The sequence below is a fragment of the Methylobacterium terricola genome, assembly GCF_006151805.1.
Taxonomy (GTDB): Bacteria; Pseudomonadota; Alphaproteobacteria; order Rhizobiales; family Beijerinckiaceae; genus Methylobacterium; species Methylobacterium terricola.
The window spans coordinates 155,053-174,801 of the sequence record NZ_VDDA01000011.1; the positions used below are offsets into that span (position 1 = coordinate 155,053).

General features: G+C 60.5%; 27 protein-coding genes. All 27 read right to left on the reverse strand.

Annotated elements, in window-relative coordinates; translation table 11 throughout:
• Nucleotides 1-12: 12 nt before the first annotated feature.
• Nucleotides 13-894 carry a hypothetical protein gene (locus FF100_RS22040; protein ID WP_139037889.1) on the reverse strand — a complete coding sequence of 294 codons (882 nt, stop codon included), beginning with the start codon at nt 892-894 and terminating at the stop codon, nt 13-15.
• Complete coding sequence (locus FF100_RS22045; RefSeq protein WP_139037891.1) at nt 894-1,796, reverse strand: tail fiber domain-containing protein; 903 nt, start codon at nt 1,794-1,796, stop codon at nt 894-896. The genes FF100_RS22040 and FF100_RS22045 overlap by 1 nt, the downstream gene beginning before the upstream one ends.
• A 16-nt stretch (nt 1,797-1,812) precedes the next feature.
• Nucleotides 1,813-2,601: a hypothetical protein gene (locus FF100_RS22050; protein ID WP_139037892.1), complete on the reverse strand. Its 789-nt coding sequence runs from the start codon at nt 2,599-2,601 to the stop codon at nt 1,813-1,815.
• Nucleotides 2,602-2,624: 23 nt separating this feature from the next.
• Nucleotides 2,625-2,894: a hypothetical protein gene (locus FF100_RS22055; protein WP_139037894.1), complete on the reverse strand. Its 270-nt coding sequence runs from the start codon at nt 2,892-2,894 to the stop codon at nt 2,625-2,627.
• Between the two features lie 8 nt (nt 2,895-2,902).
• On the reverse strand, nt 2,903-3,937 hold the full coding sequence (locus FF100_RS22060; protein WP_139037897.1) for a LamG-like jellyroll fold domain-containing protein: 1,035 nt from the start codon (nt 3,935-3,937) through the stop codon (nt 2,903-2,905).
• A complete protein-coding gene (locus tag FF100_RS22065) occupies nt 3,937-5,256 on the reverse strand; it encodes a hypothetical protein (protein ID WP_139037900.1) in 1,320 nt (439 codons plus the stop codon). Before FF100_RS22065 ends, FF100_RS22060 begins: the two co-directional genes overlap by 1 nt.
• 71 nt (nt 5,257-5,327) lie before the next feature.
• Nucleotides 5,328-5,657 (reverse strand): hypothetical protein, encoded by a 330-nt coding sequence (locus FF100_RS22070; protein WP_139037902.1) that lies wholly within the window; start codon nt 5,655-5,657, stop codon nt 5,328-5,330.
• 48 nt (nt 5,658-5,705) lie between these two features.
• On the reverse strand, nt 5,706-6,341 hold the full coding sequence (locus tag FF100_RS22075) for a phage adaptor protein (RefSeq protein ID WP_139037904.1): 636 nt from the start codon (nt 6,339-6,341) through the stop codon (nt 5,706-5,708).
• Nucleotides 6,342-6,373: 32 nt separating this feature from the next.
• Entirely contained in the window at nt 6,374-6,697 is a 324-nt protein-coding gene (locus FF100_RS22080; protein ID WP_139037906.1) for a hypothetical protein, read from the reverse strand.
• Between the two features lie 59 nt (nt 6,698-6,756).
• Complete coding sequence (locus FF100_RS22085) at nt 6,757-7,707, reverse strand: SU10 major capsid protein (RefSeq protein WP_139037909.1); 951 nt, start codon at nt 7,705-7,707, stop codon at nt 6,757-6,759.
• Nucleotides 7,708-7,729: 22 nt separating this feature from the next.
• Nucleotides 7,730-8,704 (reverse strand): hypothetical protein, encoded by a 975-nt coding sequence (locus FF100_RS22090; protein ID WP_139037911.1) that lies wholly within the window; start codon nt 8,702-8,704, stop codon nt 7,730-7,732.
• A 2-nt stretch (nt 8,705-8,706) separates the two neighbouring features.
• Nucleotides 8,707-8,967 (reverse strand): hypothetical protein, encoded by a 261-nt coding sequence (locus FF100_RS22095; RefSeq protein ID WP_139037913.1) that lies wholly within the window; start codon nt 8,965-8,967, stop codon nt 8,707-8,709.
• Nucleotides 8,968-9,062: 95 nt separating this feature from the next.
• Nucleotides 9,063-9,779: a hypothetical protein gene (locus FF100_RS22100; RefSeq protein WP_139037915.1), complete on the reverse strand. Its 717-nt coding sequence runs from the start codon at nt 9,777-9,779 to the stop codon at nt 9,063-9,065.
• Nucleotides 9,760-12,183 carry a portal protein gene (locus FF100_RS22105; protein WP_139037921.1) on the reverse strand — a complete coding sequence of 808 codons (2,424 nt, stop codon included), beginning with the start codon at nt 12,181-12,183 and terminating at the stop codon, nt 9,760-9,762. Before FF100_RS22105 ends, FF100_RS22100 begins: the two co-directional genes overlap by 20 nt.
• A gap of 69 nt (nt 12,184-12,252) precedes the next feature.
• Nucleotides 12,253-13,725 (reverse strand): hypothetical protein, encoded by a 1,473-nt coding sequence (locus tag FF100_RS22110; protein WP_139037922.1) that lies wholly within the window; start codon nt 13,723-13,725, stop codon nt 12,253-12,255.
• 100 nt (nt 13,726-13,825) lie between these two features.
• Nucleotides 13,826-14,068 carry a hypothetical protein gene (locus tag FF100_RS22115; protein ID WP_139037923.1) on the reverse strand — a complete coding sequence of 81 codons (243 nt, stop codon included), beginning with the start codon at nt 14,066-14,068 and terminating at the stop codon, nt 13,826-13,828.
• Nucleotides 14,061-14,408: a hypothetical protein gene (locus FF100_RS22120; RefSeq protein WP_139037924.1), complete on the reverse strand. Its 348-nt coding sequence runs from the start codon at nt 14,406-14,408 to the stop codon at nt 14,061-14,063. The genes FF100_RS22115 and FF100_RS22120 overlap by 8 nt, the downstream gene beginning before the upstream one ends.
• A gap of 115 nt (nt 14,409-14,523) precedes the next feature.
• On the reverse strand, nt 14,524-14,961 hold the full coding sequence (locus tag FF100_RS22125; protein WP_139037925.1) for a hypothetical protein: 438 nt from the start codon (nt 14,959-14,961) through the stop codon (nt 14,524-14,526).
• Nucleotides 14,958-15,311 (reverse strand): hypothetical protein, encoded by a 354-nt coding sequence (locus tag FF100_RS22130; RefSeq protein WP_139037926.1) that lies wholly within the window; start codon nt 15,309-15,311, stop codon nt 14,958-14,960. The genes FF100_RS22125 and FF100_RS22130 overlap by 4 nt, the downstream gene beginning before the upstream one ends.
• The gene (locus tag FF100_RS22135) at nt 15,311-15,790 is read right to left on the reverse strand and encodes a hypothetical protein (protein ID WP_139037927.1); all 480 of its coding nucleotides are present in this window, start codon (nt 15,788-15,790) and stop codon (nt 15,311-15,313) included. The genes FF100_RS22130 and FF100_RS22135 overlap by 1 nt, the downstream gene beginning before the upstream one ends.
• 424 nt (nt 15,791-16,214) lie before the next feature.
• The gene (locus FF100_RS22140; protein WP_139037928.1) at nt 16,215-16,439 is read right to left on the reverse strand and encodes a hypothetical protein; all 225 of its coding nucleotides are present in this window, start codon (nt 16,437-16,439) and stop codon (nt 16,215-16,217) included.
• Entirely contained in the window at nt 16,439-16,642 is a 204-nt protein-coding gene (locus FF100_RS22145) for a hypothetical protein (RefSeq protein WP_139037929.1), read from the reverse strand. Before FF100_RS22145 ends, FF100_RS22140 begins: the two co-directional genes overlap by 1 nt.
• Nucleotides 16,642-16,905, reverse strand: a complete 264-nt coding sequence (locus FF100_RS22150; RefSeq protein ID WP_139037930.1) for a YodC family protein — start codon at nt 16,903-16,905, stop codon at nt 16,642-16,644. Before FF100_RS22150 ends, FF100_RS22145 begins: the two co-directional genes overlap by 1 nt.
• Before the next feature lie 36 nt (nt 16,906-16,941).
• Nucleotides 16,942-17,505: a hypothetical protein gene (locus FF100_RS22155; protein ID WP_139037931.1), complete on the reverse strand. Its 564-nt coding sequence runs from the start codon at nt 17,503-17,505 to the stop codon at nt 16,942-16,944.
• 798 nt (nt 17,506-18,303) lie between these two features.
• Entirely contained in the window at nt 18,304-18,720 is a 417-nt protein-coding gene (locus tag FF100_RS22160; protein WP_139037932.1) for a hypothetical protein, read from the reverse strand.
• Nucleotides 18,713-19,159, reverse strand: coding sequence for a RuvC family protein (locus FF100_RS22165; protein WP_139037933.1), 447 nt, complete (start codon nt 19,157-19,159; stop codon nt 18,713-18,715). The genes FF100_RS22160 and FF100_RS22165 overlap by 8 nt, the downstream gene beginning before the upstream one ends.
• 306 nt (nt 19,160-19,465) lie before the next feature.
• Nucleotides 19,466-19,744, reverse strand: coding sequence for a hypothetical protein (locus FF100_RS22170; RefSeq protein ID WP_139037934.1), 279 nt, complete (start codon nt 19,742-19,744; stop codon nt 19,466-19,468).
• Between the last annotated feature and the right edge of the window lie 5 nt (nt 19,745-19,749).

The window sequence follows — 19,749 nt, forward strand, 5'->3', positions numbered from 1 at the left end:
TTTAGTGGGATGTTACTTCCAGTTGGCCGCTCCGATACCCGGACCACCGCCATTCATCCCGCCGTAATGCGAGGAATGATTTCCGCCGTTGCCGATGAAGATCTTCCACGTCTGGCCGGGCTGGGGCGCGTCGGCGTCGGTCTTTCTCCAGACCTTCATCACGTGGGCACCGGGCGCACCCGCGCCGCCCATCGACATGCTGTTGCCGAGGTAGGGAGCCGGATCGCCGCCACGGCCGCCCTCAGTGGTGTTGACGCGATCCTTGGCGGTCTGGTTGCGGACGGAGGCCACCGCGGGCGTGCCGACAGCCGGCGGAACCGGAGAAGGGGGTATGCCCCTGAGAGCGAGCCAGCCGTTGGCGCGGCCCCAGCCCGCGCCTGCGCCACCGCCGCCGGCCGTGAGCCACGCGTTGGTGACGGTCGGGGACGGGGTGTACAGGGCGGAACCACCCTGGCTCGCCGCGATACTGACCGGCTGGCTCAGGACGATATCCCCATCAGGCCCAACCACGTACGAGCCTTGACCGGGCACGCCGTCGAATCCCTGGGCATCGTAGCGCGATCCGATCACGGTTCCGTCGTACGTGCTCTCACCCGAGGACCCACCGCCGCCGAAGATATCGAAGTTGAACTCTTCGTTGTACGACGGAATGACGAAGGTGTAGAGGCCGGGCTTGTCCCACTTCTTCTGGCCGGGCTGAAAGTTGTCCGAGGTCGCCCCGTAGAAGTCGCTGAAATTGATCTTGCCGCTCTTCGGGATCTTGGCGTTGGCCGGGATGTCCGGGACGTACTTGCCGCCCCGGTAGTACTCGGTGATGCTCGTCGGCGCTTCGCCACCGAACACCGCCTGGATCATCGAGAGGCTGATCGGGCCGGAGGTGGGAAGCGAGGCCATTAGCGCTTCCCTTCCAGGGCCTCGACGCGCCCCGCCAGTTCCTGCACCGCGGCGATCAGCGGGGCCACCAAGTTGGCGTAGGCCACCGACTTGATCCCGTGGTCGTTCTCACGGACCAGTTCGGGGATGACCTTCTCCAGTTCCTGAGCGATCACGCCGAGGGAGCGAGATTCGTCCTCGATACGGGTGAATCGGACCGGGCGGATGGCCTTGACCAGATCCAGGCCGTCTTCGATCGTGAACACCATCTTCTTCAGGCGCTCATCCGACATCGCGGTTTCGTCGCCCGACGTGGTCCAGTTGCCGCCGGCATCGAGCGAGGCCCGGGATGCGCCACCGCTGAAGAAGGCGTAGGTCTTGGACTGGCGGTTGAAGGTCAGGCTCGAATCGTTGTCGAACTGGACGATCACGTTGAAGCCGGAGACGGTCAGGTACGACTGATCGTCGAGGCGGAACGACGGGCCGCGCACCTCACCCAGCAGCGTGCCGCCGGTGATCGGCAGGTACGAACCGTCGCCCTTCACCAGCACCGGCTGACCCTTGTACTTCAGGCCGGTCGTATCGACGGTCAGAAGCTCTGTGTTGCCGTCGTGGGTGCGGATGTGGAAGTTGTCGCCGGCCACGTCGAGATAGTGGCGCTGAACGTTGGCCTGGGTGTCGAGGGCGTCGAATTCGTGCGTCCCGCCGGAGAAGATCAGGCCCTGAGAGTTGGTGGCGAAGGTCAGAGACCCGGTCATCGCGTCGCCGGCCTTCTTCACCGCCGCCAGGGAGACCGTGTCCACGTCCTTCAGCTTGGTGTCGATCAGGTCGAGCGCATCGTTGTGCAGCGTGCCCCAGCGGTTGCGGGCTCCGCCCACCTCGGGCTTCGGGAAGTTAAAGTTCGAAGTGTATGAATCGGCCACTGAAAATCCTCACAAATTAATAACGGTCCCAAGTCCCGGTCATCTTCGGCAGATCAGCCCAGGGATCATCAGGGTAAACAGGCATCGGAACCCAACTGTCATTATCAATGACGTACGGCGTCCAGTTGACGTATTTAGTGGATGCTGTGGCGCTGAAACTGTCGGGCGATTCGACCGCCGTCATGACGCCGAAGGTGGTCGTGAATCCGTCGCCCGCGAATGAATCCGGCTGTTCGGTGACCACCATCGTGCCGATGGTCGTGAGGGTGACGCCGGCCCCGATCGCCACGAAGGTGTCGGGGGCTTCGGTCGCCGCGAGATCGCCGGTGACCGTGGTGGTACCGATCGCCGCGAAGGTGTCGGGCTGCTCAGTCGCCGAGAGGGTGCCGGGGACGGTGATGGTGGCCGAGGCCAGGAAGGAGTCGGGGGCCTCGGTGGCCGCCAGGATGCCGGTGGTCGCCAGCGTGATGCCGGCCCCAACCGCCTGGAAGGAATCCGGCGCTTCGGTCGCTGAGAGCGATCCCGCGGTGCTGGTGATCCCGGTTGCCAGGAAGGAGTCGGGGGCCTCTGTGGCCGCCAGGGTGCCCGTGGTGACCACAGTCGCCGCAGAGCCTGCGGCCAGGAACGTGTCGGGCTGTTCGGTCGCCGAGAGGGTCCCTGAGACGACCACAGCCGCCGAGGACCCGGTCGCCAGGAACGTGTCGGGCTGTTCGACAGCCGCCATCGCCCCGGTGACCACCTGAGCGGTGGATCTTCCGGATGACGCGAGCGGCGCTGAGGCGAGGGGGTAGGACGCGAGGATCACGTCCTATTTATCGGGGCGTCGGCTTACTTCAGGACGTTCTCAAACCGCAGCATCTGCGTGACGGCCAGGGCCCGGTCAGAGCGCGACAGGCTCGGGTCGAGGCTGTCCAGCGTGGCCAGGATCGCATCGGCGATGTCCTGATCCGTGATCACCCACCAGTCGTAGGTCACCGAGTACGTCCCATCCCCGTTCGGGGTTGCGACGATGTTCGAGCGGTCGGGGTTCGCGTTCAAGTCGTCGATGTCGGCCTGAGTGGCATTCTCAGCGACGGACGGGAAGATATAACCGATCATGAGTTCCTTTACGGGTACGAGAATGCCGCGGCCGGGGGAGTGAAGTTCGCAGTATAGCGGGGAGCCAGGGTCAGCCGAACTTCGTCAATGTAGCCCTTGAAGAAGCAACTGGTCTGCTGGCCGACCCACTGGCCCACCTTCAGGCCGTAGGTTGCGCCGAAATCGACGGTGCCCGTATACGTGGTGAATGCTTCGGCGACGCCATTGACATAGATGGCGCAGTTGCTGGTTCCCATGCCATTGCGAACGACGGCGATGTGCCGCCAGACGCCGTCATTGACCACCGTTGATCCGGCGAATGGCGTGCCGGCGTTCTGAAACTTGACGGTGAGCCTGTTCGGAGCCGAGGTATATCCGGGCTGGGCATAGATCGAGATGCAGTTCGTCGCGTCGGTGGACAGGTTGGTTCCCGCCGCACCGACTGCGGTGCAGAAGAGCACCATGTTGTTGCCCTGTCCGTTGGCCGCAGAGAAGGAATTCAGCCAGAACTCGAACGTGAAATCACCCGTAACGAGAGGGCTGGCCGAGGCTGGGACACGAATATCCGTCGTGGTGCTCATCGACGCACCGTTGAAATACAGAGAGCCGGTTCCATACTTCGCGGTCGTGACCTGAGCGCCGCCGTTGGCGTTCGGGTTGGTGGCCGTCAGGTTGCGGGCGTTCGCCGATGTATCAGCATAGTTCCCGTCGAGATGGTACAGGTACTGAACCTTGTCGGATAACGAATCTGTCTGGGTGACGCGCGTGACGAAGATCGTGAATGTGCGGTCGCTGCTGTACTGGCCCGTCGTCGCCCTCAACGTGAAGGTATAGGTCGTATCCGCCGCAGGGTTGGTGACTCCTCCCGCGATGGTGCTTCCCGAGAGTGACAGGCCAGCCGGCAGCGAGCCCGAGACAAGCGAATACGTGATCGGCGCATTGGCCGGCGAGGACGCTGAAATGGTCTGGCTGTAGTTCGAAGCGCCGCTCGCGTCAGGCAGCGTGCTGGTAACCCAGGCCGGGAAGGCCGGGGTGAGGTTAGAACTGGCGTACTTCTTCGGCATTAGATGAACATCTCGTATGAGATCGTCACGCCCGTGCTCACATTGTCGGAGCGGCGGACGCCAATCTGGTTGGCGTTGCTCAGGCCGATGATCGTGCGGTTGGTGTACTTCGGAATCGTCATGTACGCGCCCGCGCCGTTGCGCTGGTATTCGATATCCGATGAAGTGTTGTTGCAGATCTCGACGACCTTGCAGATGGTCGAAGCGAGGACCACGGGCGTTGCGCCGCCGTTGAGCGTCGCAGAACCAATGATCGCCGTGGCATAGTCGGGGTTCTGAACGACGACGTTGCAGTCTACCTTATTGGTGACGGTGACCGGCAGCGGGTTCGTGTTCGACACCGGATTTGTCCCCAACCCCGAAGGGGTGGAGAAAAAGATCTGGCTTCCGAGGGGGTTCGACGCGTTAACCGGCTGACTGTTCTGGTAGAGGTTGACGACCATCGAAGGCGACCACTGCACCTTCACGCCCGCGGACGCATCGATACCGGACTGGGTAATCGAGACCGGCAGCGGGTTCGAGTTCGACACCGCCTGACCGGAGGTCTTCAGCGTGCCGTCGAAGGGGTTGGACAGTGCCACGGTGCCAGTGACGGCCAGGGAGGACGGGAAGGCCACGTCCACCGGGAGCCGGTTGGTGCTCGACACCGCCTGACCAGCGAGCTTCAGAACGCCGTCGTAGGGGTTGGACAGAGCCACCGTGCCCGAGATCGCCGGCAAGCTGGTGACGCCAACCGAGCCAGAGACGGCCAGCGAGGCGTTCTTGACGGTGACTTCCAGCGGGACGCCATTGGGCATCCCTAGCGGGGTCGTGCCGTCGCTGGTGCTGAGGTAGGTCGGGAGGGCGGTGAAACCGGCCCCGTAGACGTTTCCATTCGGATCGCCCAGGACCACCGGGAACGGGTTGGCGGACGTTGCGGCCGAGCCGCCATCGTACCCAACCACATTAATGGCACCGCCCTGCGCGAGCGTGTAGCCGTTGAATGCCTTGATATCGATCGCGCCGCTGAATCCAGCGTTCTGCGCCAGAAGGGTCGAGTAGACCACGGCCGATGCCGAGGCGTTGATCAGTTGCCCGTTGTTCGAGGACTGGATCACCGTTCGGGCGATCGAAGGGCCCGAGGTGCTGTACGTTCCAGTGCCGATCTCCCAATCCGAGCCGTCTTCAAGCACGTAGGAAAGGGAATCGCCATTGAGGAATCCCCCCTCAGCGAAGGTCTGGAATCCGGCGGACGCAGCGCCAAGCACAAGAACGCCCGCCCCCGGTGCGGAGGCGAGCGTCTGCTTAACTCGATTGGCGATTTTGGGAAGATTGGCCATGGCATTATTTAGCGCATGGCCGGCGTACAAGTGAGCTGACCGGCGCCCAGCCGGTCAGCTCAACCGTTTCATTACGAGTGGGTGATCGTCGCGCTGTTGATAGTCAGAACTTGGTTCTGAACGAGGCTGACCGACGCCAGATTGATGTTGGCGCTGCTGGTACCGACCGTCAGGCCATCGACCACAACGTTGCCGGCGGAATCCTTGATCCGGCCGGTTGTGGCAGTGCCGGAGGCGGACACGGTCGTGGTCAGCGGGGTAGAGCCGAAGGTCAGGGTCGGGCCCGACACCGTGCCACACGGGTAAGCCAGAGTCTCAACAGCCAGAACGGTCGTGCCGGCGAGGATTTCGAGGGTACCCGCCGCGCCGCCCGCGTCGATCGCGCTCTTAACTGCGTTCATGCGGGTCGTCTTCAGGGTTGCGATATAATTTGCAGCCATAATTTCACCTTAACCAATCGTCTTCATAGGCGCGATCGGGGTCGAGCCGGAGTGAATGGACTCGTCGTACTCCTTATTGAGGGAGCCAATCGCGTCCTGAGTAAGCTGCTGCCACATCATCAGACGGGCGTCTTCCATGATGTAAGGGGCGCTGTGCTGGAGGGCAGCGTAGAAATACAGGTGGGGAGCCTTCTTCAGCAGCCACGTCGTGGAATTGGCCGTGACCAGATCCAGAACCGGCAGATCGGCGAAGTAGGTCATCTGCACGTCGCAGGTGAAGCCGTTCGGGAACGGGGAAAGCTCAATCTCCGAACCGACGATGGTGAAGTACATCGGGTGATTCGCCCACGTCCCGGCCTTGCGGGGATCGGAAATGGAATCTTCCGTCGCCATGAACAGGGTGCGGGGACGACCGCTACCGGTGTCGATGCGCACCGACTTCATCTCGCGGAAATCGGTCGGGAGGGTCACGAAACCATCCGAAGCCGTGATGTGCTGACGACGCACCATCTCGCGGACGCGGAGGTTCTGAGCGATGTGAGCTTCGGCCATTCGAATCCAGGCCGGAATGGTTGCGCTGAGGTCTTCGCGATTGATCTCTTCGGCAATCGCCTCGACGAGGCCGGGGCCTGAAAGAATGTCCATAAAAATAAGGGCTCCTGTATCTGGTCTATTTATTAGATGCCTTCGAGGCCGCTGATCCTCTTGATCGAGTCATCAGTGTGGAAAACTTTGTTCTGGGGGTCGTTGAACCACTGCGCCCACTTGCGCTTATCGGTGGCCCAGCCCTCGCGGAACGCCTGTTCCATCACGGGGTCCGGAATCTTCGCGACTTCGCGGTACGTGGCCTTGCGGTCCGAGCCCTGTTCCCGCCGAGCCTTGGCGTATTCGAGGTCGGCGCTGATGTCGTAGTGGGACAGCATCGTGAAGTTCTCGGCGTCGTGGACCACGACTTCCTTCACCTTGTTCCCGTCTGCGCCGTAAATGATGCGGTTGGACATGCTGGTATTTACGCAAAAAGGGGGCGCTGAGCGCCCCCTTCGTGTTAGTCAGTCCGAGATTACTTGGACGTGGTGAGGTCGAAGATCGCGGCGTGCGCGGCTTCGTTGGAGACCTGAACGCCCCAGCGAGCGTGAATCACCTTGGTGTCGGCGTCGCCGGTCTTGGCAACCGGGTAGGTGTCGAAGCCGCGGAAGAAGGCGGTCTTGACGTAGTTCGGATCGATGATCAGAACCGAGGACTGGTCGATGTTGCGCGACAGCGAGATCTTGATATCGCCGAAGTCGGACATCAGCAGGTTCACGCCACCGATGGCGAGTTCGCCAACCTTGGTCTCGTAACGGCCGTTCTGACGACCGGTGAACTTCGAGATGACGCGCTTCTGGAAGCCGCCAACCAGAGCCCAGTCGCACTTCGCGCCGTTCGTCCAGGCAAGCTGAAGAACGTCGTCGAAGAGGTCTTCCGTCAGCGGACGGGCCGTACCGGCCGTCACAGTGGCGGTCGAGGACGCGGCAGAAGCACCACCAGCACCACGCGACACGTTGGTCTTGAGGTAGTGGGCGAAGCCTTCGGTCTGCGAACCGACCGTGCCGTTGTCGTCCACGCGCGGCTGGGTCGAGCCGTAGGCGCGATCGATGTCGAGCTTCAGCGCCTTCGAGGCCAGAGCCATCTGGTGCGCCATCTCGCCTTCCGGCTTGCCGGCAGCGTCAGCGGCCTGCTGGTCACCCGAGACAGTCGCGTCGCGCTTGTTAAGCTGGGTCGTCGCCTGAATCCGGGTCGTGCCGGTCGGGGCCGAGTTGACGTTCACGTAGGCTTCGACCTGCGGAGCGTTGTTCGACGGATCGGGAAGCTTCTCAATCTGCCAGTCGAACGAAACGCCCTTTACGTTCTTCTTGCCGGCGAGCGAGAACAGCGGGGTCTCGGTCGGGTCGATGTTATAGATTACGCCTTCAAGCTGCTCGCGATTACCCTTCGCGATCTTGGTGGTGAAGGCATTAGAAACGGTGGCCATGATGAAAATCCTTAAACAAAGATCAGATTAGATGACGGAGAGCTTCAGCAGCATCGCTGAGGCTTCCAGATGACTTCAGACGCTTGTTCGCAGATTCGAAAGCGTTCGGTTTGCGCGGTGTCGCTGCAACTGACCCAACCGGAACACGCTTGGCTTCGCTCTTGACGGGCTCGGCCTTCGCATTCGCGGCCCTGTGGGCCTTCATCGCAACGTACAAGGCCGAAACAGCCCGGTGATCGGCGGCGTAATTAAGCTCTTCCTCCGAGAAGCCCATTACATCGCGCCCGAATTCACGAAGCTCTTTACGAGCCTTCTGCCATACCTTCTCGTTGCGGAATTCCGGGTGCTTCTGGAGGAGAAGATCCCGTTCCTGCGCAACCGTCGCCTGAAACTCTGCGGCCTGCTGGGCCTGAGCTTCGTAGGCAAGACGCTGCTGTTCCGTGTGAATCGCGGCCTGCTTGTCACGGAGTTCGTTGAACTCCAGCTTCGCAATCGCGTAGCCCTGCGGGTTGGTCTGCTTCAGGTACTCCCACTGTTCGGGGGTGGGTTCCTGGGCAGTCGCAGTGCTGACCTGACGGTTCAGGGCGTCCAGAAGGTACGCGTACTGCGCACGCTCTTGACGGATGGCTTCCTGTTCGGCGTGGAACGCCTTGCGCTCTTCGGCCAGGGCCATCGTTTTCTGCGAGAACACAGCATTCCGCTGGTATCCGTTACGAAGTTCCTTCAGAGCGACCTTCTCAGTCTTGCCGTCAATCTTGACGGTGACGAGAACTTCTTCGTCCAGATCCTCGCCGTCGCCGGCTTCGTCTGTGTCGGAATCACCCTCGGCATCGGACTCGTCCGACGCGTCGTCCTCGGGATCTTCCTGCGCCTCAACCTCATCGGTCTCGGCATCCGTTTCTAGTTCTTCACGATCATCGGCTGCCCCATTGGGGTCCGAGAGGATGCTTTCGAACGCTGCAACGGCGTCGAAAGGCTCATTGGCCTGTTCTGACATTATTATTTAATCTTCCGTGATGTTTTGGTGTTGAAATCCGCAATCTTTCCCGTGACCAGGGCAGCCTCAAGCTGCGCCAAAAACGCCTTCAGCGCTTCCTGGCGGTACTTGATATCCTGCAATGCGCTGAGGTCGGCGGCGGGGGTTTGATCCCAGAGGGCGCGATAGTGCTCGGAAAGGTCGAGCACCGCTTTCTGGAAGGCTTTGTGCTCAATCAGAGCTTTGGCGGACGCCGCATGATCATGCGGGGTCTCGTAGGTCAAATCTGTCGTCACGGGTCTATTTAGATCGACGGCAGGTAATCCCCGCCGCCGTGAAACGTGTGAGCTGCCCGGAGCCAGGCCGGTCGACAGCTCCGTTACAGCAGGCCGAAGCCGCCGAAGCCGCCGAAGTCGAATCCGCCGCTGAAACCCATGTCGGGAGCCGCCGGCATGGTCGGGGCGAGAAGCCCGGCCTGACCGATGTCGCCGAAATTGCCAGAACCGAACCCGAATGTGCTCATAGAACCCATCGGGTTGGCGAAGGCGTTCAACCCGCCCATGCTCGACGGGTCCACCATCGTGCCGGTCATGGCCGGCTGCGCCGGCTGCGCGAAGCTCGTCGCGGAATCACCGAGGCTGGGGTTGCCCTGGGGGGCGACCATCGGGCGGTGAAGCCCATTGTCCATGCCTGAGCCCGGGGTGAGGCCCGGCTGGGGCAGGTTCTGCGGCTGACCCTGTCCCAGGCCCTGTGAGAAGGGCGAGGGCGGCGTTGCGCTGGCGGTCTGGCCCTGGGACGGTCCGAACACGCCGTTGGCCTTCTGGAGGCCCTGGACGCCCTTGGTGAGGCCCTGGGCAAGCTGGGTCAGGCCCTGCATCGGGTTGGCCTGCGGCTGCTGGCCCGGCGGCTTCGGGGCCGATGCGGGATTCGCGACCGGGTGCTGGACGTTCATCGGCAGGGACGGCATCAGCGGCTGGGGCTGCTGGCGCTGCGCCGGCTGCATCAGCCCCTGCTGGGTCATCTGCTGCTGGACCGGCTGCATGGGGCTGAGAGCCCCGCCGCCGATCGGGCTGGAATTAAACACTGGGGGCTGCATCGTCGGAGGCTCCTGAATCGGGGGTCATGGCGGCGTCGGCTGCCTGCTGGCTGGCCTGCATGTCGGCGGCGTGGGACTGCTGGAGATCCTGGGTGTGGAGCCCGGCGAGCCGGTCGAGGTGAGCTTCGTCGGCCGCATGGGCCTGATCGGCCTGCTGGGTCATCCGCTGCTGCATCGCGGCGAAGTGCGCCTTCCCCATCTCGTGGGAATGGGCGGCGTCCTGCTGCATCATCTGGCCGGTCAGGTTGATGTGGGCCTTCTCGATGTCGAGTTCCCGGTCCATCTCGGCCTGCTGAAGCTGGCTGCCGTACTGCGCCTGAATCGTCGCAAGCTGAAGCACACGTTCCTGGGCCAGCTTCTCGCGCTCCAGGGCCATGTCCATCTGCATCTTCGCGACCTGACGCTCGTGCTCAAGCTGCATCTTCTGCATCTCAAGCTTGAGCTTGATCTGATCGTTCTGGATCTGGCCCTGGGCCAGATACATCTGCGGGTTCGGGGCCTGCTGCGGGTTCGGCGGCTGGTAGTTGAGCGGGATCGGCTTGATGTACTTGCTCACATCCTTGATCCCGGCGATGTTCATCATCGAGGCGATGGTGTTGCGGATTTCCTGGGGACCGACCGGGCCGTTCGGGCCGACAGCCTGGATGATCATCTGCTGGTACTGAAGCAGGTTGGCGAACATCTGGAGCCGGTCGGAATCCTTGCCCTTGCCCAGCCCGGTGTTCGTGCTGACCAGCAGGTCCGGGTTGATCTGGCGCGGGTCGATCTGGGTGGTGGTGCCATCCGAGCGCCGGATATCCAGCGGCTCGTCGAAGTGCCGGCAGATCGTGCGCAGCAGGCCGGAGAAGGCCCGCTTCATGCCATCGGCGAAGCGCCGGGCGATGATCTCGGCCGTCTGGTCCGCCGCCGAGGTGGTGGCCGCGACCGCCGAAGCCGTGGTGGACTGCAACACTTCCGGGTCGAGGCCCTGGCTCGCTGCGGACACGCCGGTGCGCTCCGCCTTCACCTGCTGAAGCTGCTGAAGCAGACCCATCGCCTGGGCACCCAGGAAGGTGTGGCCGATTTCCTGAACCGCGCCCGGGGTGCGCATCCGGATCACCGCGCCCACCTCGTTCGAGAGCACGTCGTCCAAATTCACCTGCCCTTCCACCACCGCCATGCGCGGGAAGATGGAGGACGCGAAGGAGTCGAGGGTGTTGCGCCAGATCCGGCTCTCGATGCTCTGAAGGTCGATCAGGCGTTCGGCGAGGCTTTCCCCCAGCGCCTTGTGGGCGGTCGGGAACGGGCACAGCAGCGCGAACGGAGGCTCGTCGTCCTCATAGATCTCGGCGTGAAGAATGTAGTGGTGTTCACCCAGGGTCTGGACGCGCCAGAGTTCAGCGACGCCGTCCTGATCGCGGTCGATCTTGACGAAAAGCTCGGAATACAGAACCTGACGAAGGCTGTCGTCGCCCGAGTTGTCGTACCGGCCCCACAGGAGCGCCGGGTCACGAACCTCAGCTTCCATGTTCGTCGGGCCCACCGAATAGATCGGGCTGGTGCCGCAATTCTCAAGGATCTCGTCGAGGTCGAAGCCGGTCGAGACCAGATCCGACACGGTGACCACCTGACGCCGGCCGATGCAGAGGGAATCACCCTCGTGCGTCGCGGACCGGTTGATGATGAACTGCTCCGGCGGAATCGCCTTGATCATCGCGACCGGCTCGCGGGTCGTGCGGCGGATGCGGAAGTTGTAGGTCTTCGGAATCTCGATGCTGATCTGAGCCGTGGGGTCGAGCGCCAGCATCTCGGGGACGATCGTGCTCATCACCGTCTCGACGGCGCTCGCCACAGCCGGGTCCTCAGCCGGGTTCAGCGGATCGGCCTGATGCGGGGTCGCGTAGTCCTCGCACTCACACTCTTCCTTCGACACGATCTCGATGTCGTCCGGGTCGTGGGCGACGTACAGATCCATCTCTTCTTCGGTCAGGCCCTTGACGGTGAATTCCCGGACCCGTTCCTTCTTCTCAAACCACCAGTACAGGACGCCGGCACCACGAATCAGGGCATCCTGAAACGCCGGCTCCAGCACCTGGGAGAAGCCGTGGCACTTGTTCCAGAAGATGTGATTGACCGCGTCCGTGGCGTCCTTTGCCATCTGGACTTCGGCCTCATTGGTCGGCACGAACTCGACGGCGTGCTCTGATCCCATGAAGACCCGGTGCAGACTCGGCAAAATCGCGTTGGTTGCGTCACGAACCACGCTCAGCACGAACTGCGACCGGCCGTCCTCTTCGTCTCCGAGCGGTTCCGCGTTGTAGAACTGCGTGGCCTTGATCCGCTGAGGGGCCACATCATGATCAATGTGAAATTCAGCGTCCTGAGCCAGCTTATAGACGACGCCCTGGAAGGTGTCGTCGTCCATCTTCTTACGACGGCGCTTCGAAGTTACTTTATTCGACATGCGACTATTTACCTTCGTCGCATAGTCTTCTTAGATGCCTCGAATACCCCGCTTGAGCGGTACGCCAGGAGTCCAGGCCAGTGCTCGACCACCGACGCCGGCCGCGACAGACGCGAAGGTCAGGTTCAGGGCGTCAGCCAAGTCAGGCGAGCGGCGAATCCGCTTGCGCATCGAATCCTTGCTCTCGACCTTGATCTTGCCGAGGGAGGTGTACGTGAAGGTCGGGGCGCACAGTTCTTCGCGAAGCGTCGCGTCCTCGGGCAGCTTGCAGACCCGCTGCGCCAGCCAGTCCCGGCAGGCCACCCACAGTTCATCCCTGAGCCGATCGCACTTCGGGTTCATGGCGGAAGTTTCCGCCACGTTCACGTCCCGCGCCGGCATCCTCAATTCCCGGAGACGGTCGCTCACACCCTGGCCCATGCCGATCGAATCGACACAAATCTCTGTCGGGTTGTCGGTCTGAGCTTCGGCCATCACGTGGCCGACAAGCTGCATCAGGTCCAGGCCCCTATAGATCTTCCAGTCGAGCACCACGTTGCCCCGGCGCTTGATCAGCACCGAGCGGTCACCACCGTGGCGGGCCACGTCGAGGCCGTAAATCAGCGGGGCCAGCGGATCGACCGCGATGTCCCGGTTCATCGCGCTCTCGACCAGTTCGGCCGAGATCAGAGTGTTATTCTCAGACTTCGGGAAGTCACCCAGTACGCGGATGCGGTACTGATCGCTATCTATCCCGTATTCATGCTCCAACTCGGCCAAAAACTTCGGGTCAACGCGATCGGGGAAGTCCACGCAACTGACGTGCATGGTGGACCAACTGTCCTTCGACTCGTGGAATGCCCGGTAAAACTGACCGGTGAGCGATGTCGGGTTGCCGATCAGTACGAACTGTGCGTTGGTGCTCGACATCGAGCCCGTTGCGGCCTGGAACACCTGTTCGTCGATACCCGCCGCCTCGTCGCAGATGATCATGACGTTGTCGGCGTGAATCCCCTGAATCGAGGTGGGGTTGTCGCGGGAGCAGGTACGAGCATGAAGAAACGCGCCATCCGGGTCTTCCTTCAGGAAGATCTTGTCTGCGCGGATTTCGAAGCTTTCCCTGATGTATGCAGGCAGCCGGCGCAGCCAGGACTTGATCTCGGGCAGTAGACCGGACATCAGGGTCGCCGCGACGGGGCCGGTGACGATCACCTTGACCGGGTAACACGTGACCAGCTTGTGGATCGCGGCCAGAGAGACCATGCAGGACTTTCCGACGCCGTGGCCGGAGCGGATCGCGATCTTTCGGACCGGTTCGGGGCCCGAGATCCGTGTAAGGGCCTCCTGCTGCCAAGCATTCGGCTCAATGCCGATAATGTCGCGGCAGAATGCGACCGGATCGTCCCTGTAACGGCGAACAAAATCGATGTAGGGGTTGTCGTTGAACTCGAACTCAGGCTCCGGGAGCCCAGCGCCATGCTCAACAAACTTCGTCCACTCACTAATATCTTCAAATTCTGACATGCGCGTATTTACGCGCACGAAAAAGGGGAGACGTTTCCGCCTCCCCTCTACGCGTCACCCATGATTTTCTAACTGGTGACTTTTATACTATGTACAAGGGTCAAAGTCGATATTCTTTGATGAATTTCTCGGCCAATTCGCGGCTGAGGAATCCGATGACCTTCGGCGGGCTGCCTTCATGCACGCCGATGGCCGTTTTGTTGCGGAAAGCCCAGCTTTCGAGCTTCCCGAACGTGTCGTACCGCTTGTTCGCCACCAGCAGATCCGGCCGGCGGGCCGGCGGCACCGTGACGAGCCAGGGCAGAGGAAGGCTCGGGTCGATCCGCAGCGTGGAATCAGCCATCCTGGCCGTCCGTGGTCAGGTGAATCTGCACCGCGCCCACCTGGGTCTTGAACAGCCGCGGGCCGGGGCTGGCCCGGACCACGTCGAACTGCTTCAGGGCCTCGTCGAGACGCGCCACCATGTCCGGGTCGGTCAGGGTGAGCTTCTTCCGGATGAGCCCGCTGCGGATCTCATCCTGCCACGCCTTGAACACCTCGGGCTGCACGGTGACATCGGTCACGTACACCCCCTGATCATGCCAGTGCGCGACCACCCGGTTCAGATCCGCCATCGGGAACGCCTGAAGCTGATCCGCCGACAGATGGGCGTGGAGAGGGAGGGAGAGGAAGGAGTCGGTCATTTTTCGAGAATGACCCTGATTATGCCGATGCACAGGAACGGCAACAGGATGACCCCGGCCACCGCGAGTTCGGTCACGAGAACGGGTACAACCCACTGAATTACGAAGTCCCTCATCACAGCCACCTCAGCTTGAATTCGAAGGCCGCCGCAGGCTCGTCGAACATGATGATAGATCGACCGCCTTCGTTCCTCTCGACCTTGATTTCTCGCTCAGCCAGCCATGTTTTCAAATCGGATGACTTTACCGCCTTCGATCTGATTCTCACTCGGCTGCCGCCAGTGCAATCGAAAATAAGGCTTTCGTCTCCAAATTCGGTGAACTGATACTTTTTGCTTCCCGACTCCCACTTCATGCGGAAGTCAAAGACAGCCTCTTCATCACTCACGATGATCTGCCAGCGACTGCCAGTTTGCTGAACGTCGATATGACGATCCGCGCACCAATTCAGCACCTCTTCTGGGGTGTTGACATAGTAGCGTTCGCCGGTTCCAGAGTTGGGCACTACAAGCGCCCAACCAGAGAACAATTTTCCAAGGATGTAGTGCTTCATCGCACCACCCCCGCATCCTTCAGAGCCTTGAGGACGGCCGCGGCGACTGGTTTCAGCTTGGCGCACCGCTCGTAGGTATGGAGGGTCGGTTCCCGCCACCGGTCTGGCTCAGTCTCATCAATCCGCCACGCGCAGCCCTCGTAGCCTTCTTCCTCGAACTGGTGGATCAGCGAAGCCGAGAGGGCTTCGACGATGATCGTGGTGACATCCTTCGGGCGGCACGTTTCCACCGCAACCCGGCCGAGCATTTCCACCGCAAACCGGTCGAGGATGATCCGCATCAGCGCGGTCGCCTGGGAGTTCTCCGTCCCGTCCTCGTTGTAGACGACCATTTGGCTGTTGAAGGTCATCACAGACCCCCCTGAAGGGTCTGCGCGACCACCGAAGCCCCAGCCTGATCCGACCCAGCCGACTGGCTGTGCTCTACGCCAACCAGGGCCTCCCAGGCTTCCACATACTGGAATCCAGGGGTCCCCTTCAGAATCTGCCGGCGGATCTCATCACACGTCCGGTCATGGGCCTTCGCCGCAGCCGTCACGCTCTTGAAGCTCCCCAGAGGGGTGCGTACCGGGCGCGGGGTCCAGGCGCACTGAATCAGTACCCGCCGCTTCGCCGTGGCAGAGAACCGGTTCGGGCTCGGCTTGCGCTCGCGGCAGTTCTCCACCTGGGTCTTGATGCTGATGTTGCCAAGCTCGTACGCGCCCTCGTCATTGTGACGGGCCATCACGTAGCTGTCGCGGTTCCGGCCCCGGCGGAAATACGCCGGTACGCCATCCCCACGGATCGGGTCAGGCTGAAACCAGAAATCGACCCACTCTTCCAGGGTCAAACGGAACGGAATCCCCCGCTCAGCCGCGCTCTTCTTCTGAAGCCGGTACGCCTCGCGAATCTCAGCCTCAAGTCGTCCAAAAATTGTTGAATCAAAAACACTCATTGTCGTTAGAAAAAATATGGGGTGAAAAAGGTGCTACGCGTTAGAAAATGCGAAGGTCGAGGACTGAAACGTTGTCCTGACCGTGATTGAACTGTACCGGAATGATCGTTTCAAAGCTATATTTGTATTCGTGGGGCTGTAATATGCAGCTCGCCCGGAATGTCGACGGGCAGCTCACCCATTTCATCATTGAAGTGGAATCATCGGCTCCATGATGATTCCGTACCAGTCGGCAAACTGTGGGGTTTCCAGCGTGGGGAGCACATCATGAGCCGATCGCCCCCATCCCACAGGTCCGCTGATTTCTGAATCTGCTGAATCAGGCGCTCGGGCGCGCCGACACCTGAATCACAATCTGATACTCATCGAGCGGCAGGCCCTGAGCGGCGAAGTCCAGGGAAAGCTGCTGGACAATGAGGCTCGCCGCATGAACCACCTCATTCGTCACCATCGGGGCCAGGGAGCCGCCACGGGGCTCGACTGCCGGCCGAAGGGAGGGGTTCAGCGCGACGAAACCGGTTCGCATGAGGATGGGGAGGGACATCACTTCACCTCCCCGTCAGCCCGAGCCTTCTCAGCAGCGTCCAGGCGGTCGTTGAGACTGAAGAATGCACCTCGGAGATTGGCTTCCAGGGTCTCGAAGCGATTGTGAATCGCTGCCATGTGGTAGCGGAAGTACCGGTCCAGAATATTGATCGCGGCGAAGAGGGCGATGAGCGAGATGAAGACGGAAACGATCTCAATCATCACTTCACCTGCGCCAGTACGATTGTTTCGATTTCAAACGACTCGGTGCAGAACGTGTGAAGAGTGGTGTCGTACCACTTGGTGAAAACAACCGTGCGATCCTTGTTGAGACCGGTGACGGTCATGTTCGGGGACCATGTCTTTAGACGAACGATGTCGCCGGCCTTGAAGGTGGGGGGCGAAGGCTTCTTAACAGCGGCGCGGATGGCTTCGAGGTGAAGATCCACGAGGCTTACAGTTTCGATGTCGGTTTCAGTGTTCATGGGAGTATTTAGTAAAGCACTGTAGGACACGCGCGATCACGCGCGGCCCCAGCCATTCGTCCCCCGCTTCACAAGCTGAGACACGCGAGCACGAGTGAGTCCGAAGTGCTTCGCCGCAGCAGATTGCGACTCGAACGGTCCGGCAGGAGTGTTGATTGGTCTTGCCAGACGGCTTCCTGACGGAGGATTGGTCGGCAAGTTCTCAGTGGAGAGAATTTCTTCGACTGAGCAGCCCTTCTGTCGGCGCAATCGGGCCGTCCAGTAATTGATCCCCAATTCTTCACACCAGTGACGAATGTGCTTGGTCTGGCCACGGTATGTCAGAAGGACCGAATTACGCTTGTTGCGGGCCTGTTCGACAGAAGTCGCCCACCGACAATTTGCTTTAGTGTACGGCCCATCGTTGTCGATCCGGTCCAGAGTCATGCCGGTAGGACGAAGACCCATGTCCTCTACAAACTTACCAAAATCGTCCCAGCGAGGATCAACGGAGATTCCCCGCGCCCCGTAATTTTTAAAATTTTCGTTGTTCGAGTTGTGGCAACGTTCGCGCATCTTCTCCCAGCTTTTGTGGGTGTCGCGATAAAGAATGACTGTCAATTGTTTGTCCAAAATTTTTGTGAGCAGTTAGTTTACCGCTTAAGGCATTTTGGAAACTATATTAATTTTTTGGATGCGCCGGCTGCGTTTTTAGGCCGACCCCTGTCAAGAGGCCGGGTGGGGGGTATCGCACTTTTTTTCGAAGAAAATCGAGTTATCCACAAGCTGGGAAGTTGTGGGGAATCAGCCTGTTCTTCTCTTCATCTTGCTGGCTGGGAAGTTGTGTTGGTTTGACCTGTCGGCCTGATGGTTAAGAAGTCATGCAGCCACGTTAACCATCTTTGCAGAAAGATATGTCTTGACAGGGTATGGGCTATTGACTGGCTGAAGATCATGTGGGCGACTGCTGGCCCTGATGGTTGGGCGGCACAACTCAGGCCGCGGCGAATGCAACCATAGTGATGGATCGGCGGCACAACCGATCCTCACCTAGATGCAACTAGGAGCGTTCGCATAAGACGTATTATGGAATCTCTTGTCTTGCCGTGCTCTGTCGTACAACCTGAGGGCCAGTCGCCGGCCAGTCTTCGGTACAACCTGAAGCCAGTCCTCGGCAGAGGAGGGAAGCGGATCGACTGGTGAATGACTGGCGATCCACTACCGCCAGCCGCCCACCATCGTGCTGCTGATCATGGCGTCAAGGGCTGAGGCAGATATCCACAGGATCATCGCCGAACATGGTTAACGTGGCTGCATGATCCCTTAACCGTCCGCCGCACCAGACCGAAGATAAGTAGAGGCGCTAGGACTACTCAGAGCCTCTGATCACCGGAAGAAAACCCGGGGTCAGAGGCTTTTTCATTCAGTCTTCGGCTTGACCGTCGCCTTCAATGCCTGTAGATGTAGAGAAGTAACGTTCTCGATGACCTCGTGACTTTCGGAGCGCTGAGTGGCCTTGCCATAAGTTCGATCGATCAGATACTGAAGCGCAGAAAGTTTAATATTGTGCTTGACATCGGGCGAAAGCGCGAGCCCCAGCATCTCCTTGACCATCATTAGACCGTGCTTCTGCAAATACTCTTCGACAACCTTTTCATTGTCTGCCGAATTTGCAACCGAGACGGTGGTTCGACGGGTCACCCGAGTATCCACGGGCATCTTCCGATCCGGTGCTGGAAGGATCTCAGCCTCAGCCCGAATCAGTTCGACGTTCGGCGGAGAGTACTTCGGACGGCCGGTCAGCTTCACGTTTGGCTTGTTCTCATCATCACTCATCGTTGTGCTTCACTACTTCCTGATAGTTGGTTGACGATTCGCCCTCAGTGATCGTCGTGCTGTTCATTCCCCAGATCGCCAACAGGTACGCTTCGGCTCGGTCATGATGGCGCTTCAGCTTGAAGTGCTCGGCCTGCCCTGACAGTTCGATGGCCCGATCCCGGGAACAGTCCTTCTCGGCGGTCAGCCCCATGGCTCGCTTCCACGTTGCCGGCCGGACGGTCTGAATCTCCGCCCCTGTCAGCGCGGCCACCGCTCCGATCGCGCCGGCTGTGTGACCGAAGCTGAACGTCGAGACTGCGCCCTGTCCTGGCCGTGCTGAGACCTGTTCGATGACGATCAGATCCAGCGGGTAGAGCTTCAGGGTTGCGGCCAGTGTGAGGACATCCACTCGCTTCACGGTCTTACCTGATGACATGGCTTCGTGGATGATCGGCATATCGTGGACGCCGATGATTCTCGAATTGTTGTCGATGATAACGATGGCCCCTGAAGTGCCTGGGTCTATACCTGCAATAATCACGCTGGTATTTATGCCTTCGTCTTAGCCGCAGGCGTGGACCAGACGAAGAAAAAGGGAGGATCGTGAGATCCCCCCTTTAGTTGTTTCTACGGAGAATATTTGATGAAGAAGACTTAATGCTCAGACTGGTGTGCGGCACCAACCTACAAGCTGATTAGAAAGGACGGCGGAACGAATGCCGTGGATCTACTTGTACTTGGTTGGCACCTTGATGGCAATATATTAAGGCCAGCGAGTCTTGAATAGGTACTTCGCATCTTCGGTCTCAGCGAAGGCGCGGAACATGTCTACGAAGTATGGATGCGGGTCGATGCTGATGTTGTTCGCCTCGCACCATGCACGAGTTGTTCCGAGTGGCGCACGGTTGCTGCGATGTTCCTGGCCGTGGATCAGGACGATTTCCAATGGTGAGCACGGCAGTACATGGGCGTCTCCGTTTTGGAACTGGTCCAACCACTTTGCGTGGAGTTCCGATGCCTCGCTGTCGGTGAGTTCGGTCACTTGTC

What these genes read in the sequence shown, in the direction of transcription:
- FF100_RS22040 (WP_139037889.1), bottom strand. Translation starts at nt 894, where the DNA reads ATGGCCTCGCTTCCCACCTCCGGCCCGATCAGCCTCTCGATGATCCAG.
- FF100_RS22055 (WP_139037894.1), bottom strand. Translation starts at nt 2,894, where the DNA reads ATGATCGGTTATATCTTCCCGTCCGTCGCTGAGAATGCCACTCAGGCC.
- FF100_RS22060 (WP_139037897.1), bottom strand. Translation starts at nt 3,937, where the DNA reads ATGCCGAAGAAGTACGCCAGTTCTAACCTCACCCCGGCCTTCCCGGCC.
- FF100_RS22065 (WP_139037900.1), bottom strand. Translation starts at nt 5,256, where the DNA reads ATGGCCAATCTTCCCAAAATCGCCAATCGAGTTAAGCAGACGCTCGCC.
- FF100_RS22070 (WP_139037902.1), bottom strand. Translation starts at nt 5,657, where the DNA reads ATGAACGCAGTTAAGAGCGCGATCGACGCGGGCGGCGCGGCGGGTACC.
- FF100_RS22075 (WP_139037904.1), bottom strand. Translation starts at nt 6,341, where the DNA reads ATGGACATTCTTTCAGGCCCCGGCCTCGTCGAGGCGATTGCCGAAGAG.
- FF100_RS22080 (WP_139037906.1), bottom strand. Translation starts at nt 6,697, where the DNA reads ATGTCCAACCGCATCATTTACGGCGCAGACGGGAACAAGGTGAAGGAA.
- FF100_RS22085 (WP_139037909.1), bottom strand. Translation starts at nt 7,707, where the DNA reads ATGGCCACCGTTTCTAATGCCTTCACCACCAAGATCGCGAAGGGTAAT.
- FF100_RS22090 (WP_139037911.1), bottom strand. Translation starts at nt 8,704, where the DNA reads ATGTCAGAACAGGCCAATGAGCCTTTCGACGCCGTTGCAGCGTTCGAA.
- FF100_RS22100 (WP_139037915.1), bottom strand. Translation starts at nt 9,779, where the DNA reads ATGCAGCCCCCAGTGTTTAATTCCAGCCCGATCGGCGGCGGGGCTCTC.
- FF100_RS22105 (WP_139037921.1), bottom strand. Translation starts at nt 12,183, where the DNA reads ATGGACGACGACACCTTCCAGGGCGTCGTCTATAAGCTGGCTCAGGAC.
- FF100_RS22110 (WP_139037922.1), bottom strand. Translation starts at nt 13,725, where the DNA reads ATGTCAGAATTTGAAGATATTAGTGAGTGGACGAAGTTTGTTGAGCAT.
- FF100_RS22115 (WP_139037923.1), bottom strand. Translation starts at nt 14,068, where the DNA reads ATGGCTGATTCCACGCTGCGGATCGACCCGAGCCTTCCTCTGCCCTGG.
- FF100_RS22120 (WP_139037924.1), bottom strand. Translation starts at nt 14,408, where the DNA reads ATGACCGACTCCTTCCTCTCCCTCCCTCTCCACGCCCATCTGTCGGCG.
- FF100_RS22125 (WP_139037925.1), bottom strand. Translation starts at nt 14,961, where the DNA reads ATGAAGCACTACATCCTTGGAAAATTGTTCTCTGGTTGGGCGCTTGTA.
- FF100_RS22130 (WP_139037926.1), bottom strand. Translation starts at nt 15,311, where the DNA reads ATGACCTTCAACAGCCAAATGGTCGTCTACAACGAGGACGGGACGGAG.
- FF100_RS22140 (WP_139037928.1), bottom strand. Translation starts at nt 16,439, where the DNA reads ATGTCCCTCCCCATCCTCATGCGAACCGGTTTCGTCGCGCTGAACCCC.
- FF100_RS22145 (WP_139037929.1), bottom strand. Translation starts at nt 16,642, where the DNA reads ATGATTGAGATCGTTTCCGTCTTCATCTCGCTCATCGCCCTCTTCGCC.
- FF100_RS22150 (WP_139037930.1), bottom strand. Translation starts at nt 16,905, where the DNA reads ATGAACACTGAAACCGACATCGAAACTGTAAGCCTCGTGGATCTTCAC.
- FF100_RS22160 (WP_139037932.1), bottom strand. Translation starts at nt 18,720, where the DNA reads ATGAGTGATGATGAGAACAAGCCAAACGTGAAGCTGACCGGCCGTCCG.
- FF100_RS22165 (WP_139037933.1), bottom strand. Translation starts at nt 19,159, where the DNA reads ATGCCGATCATCCACGAAGCCATGTCATCAGGTAAGACCGTGAAGCGA.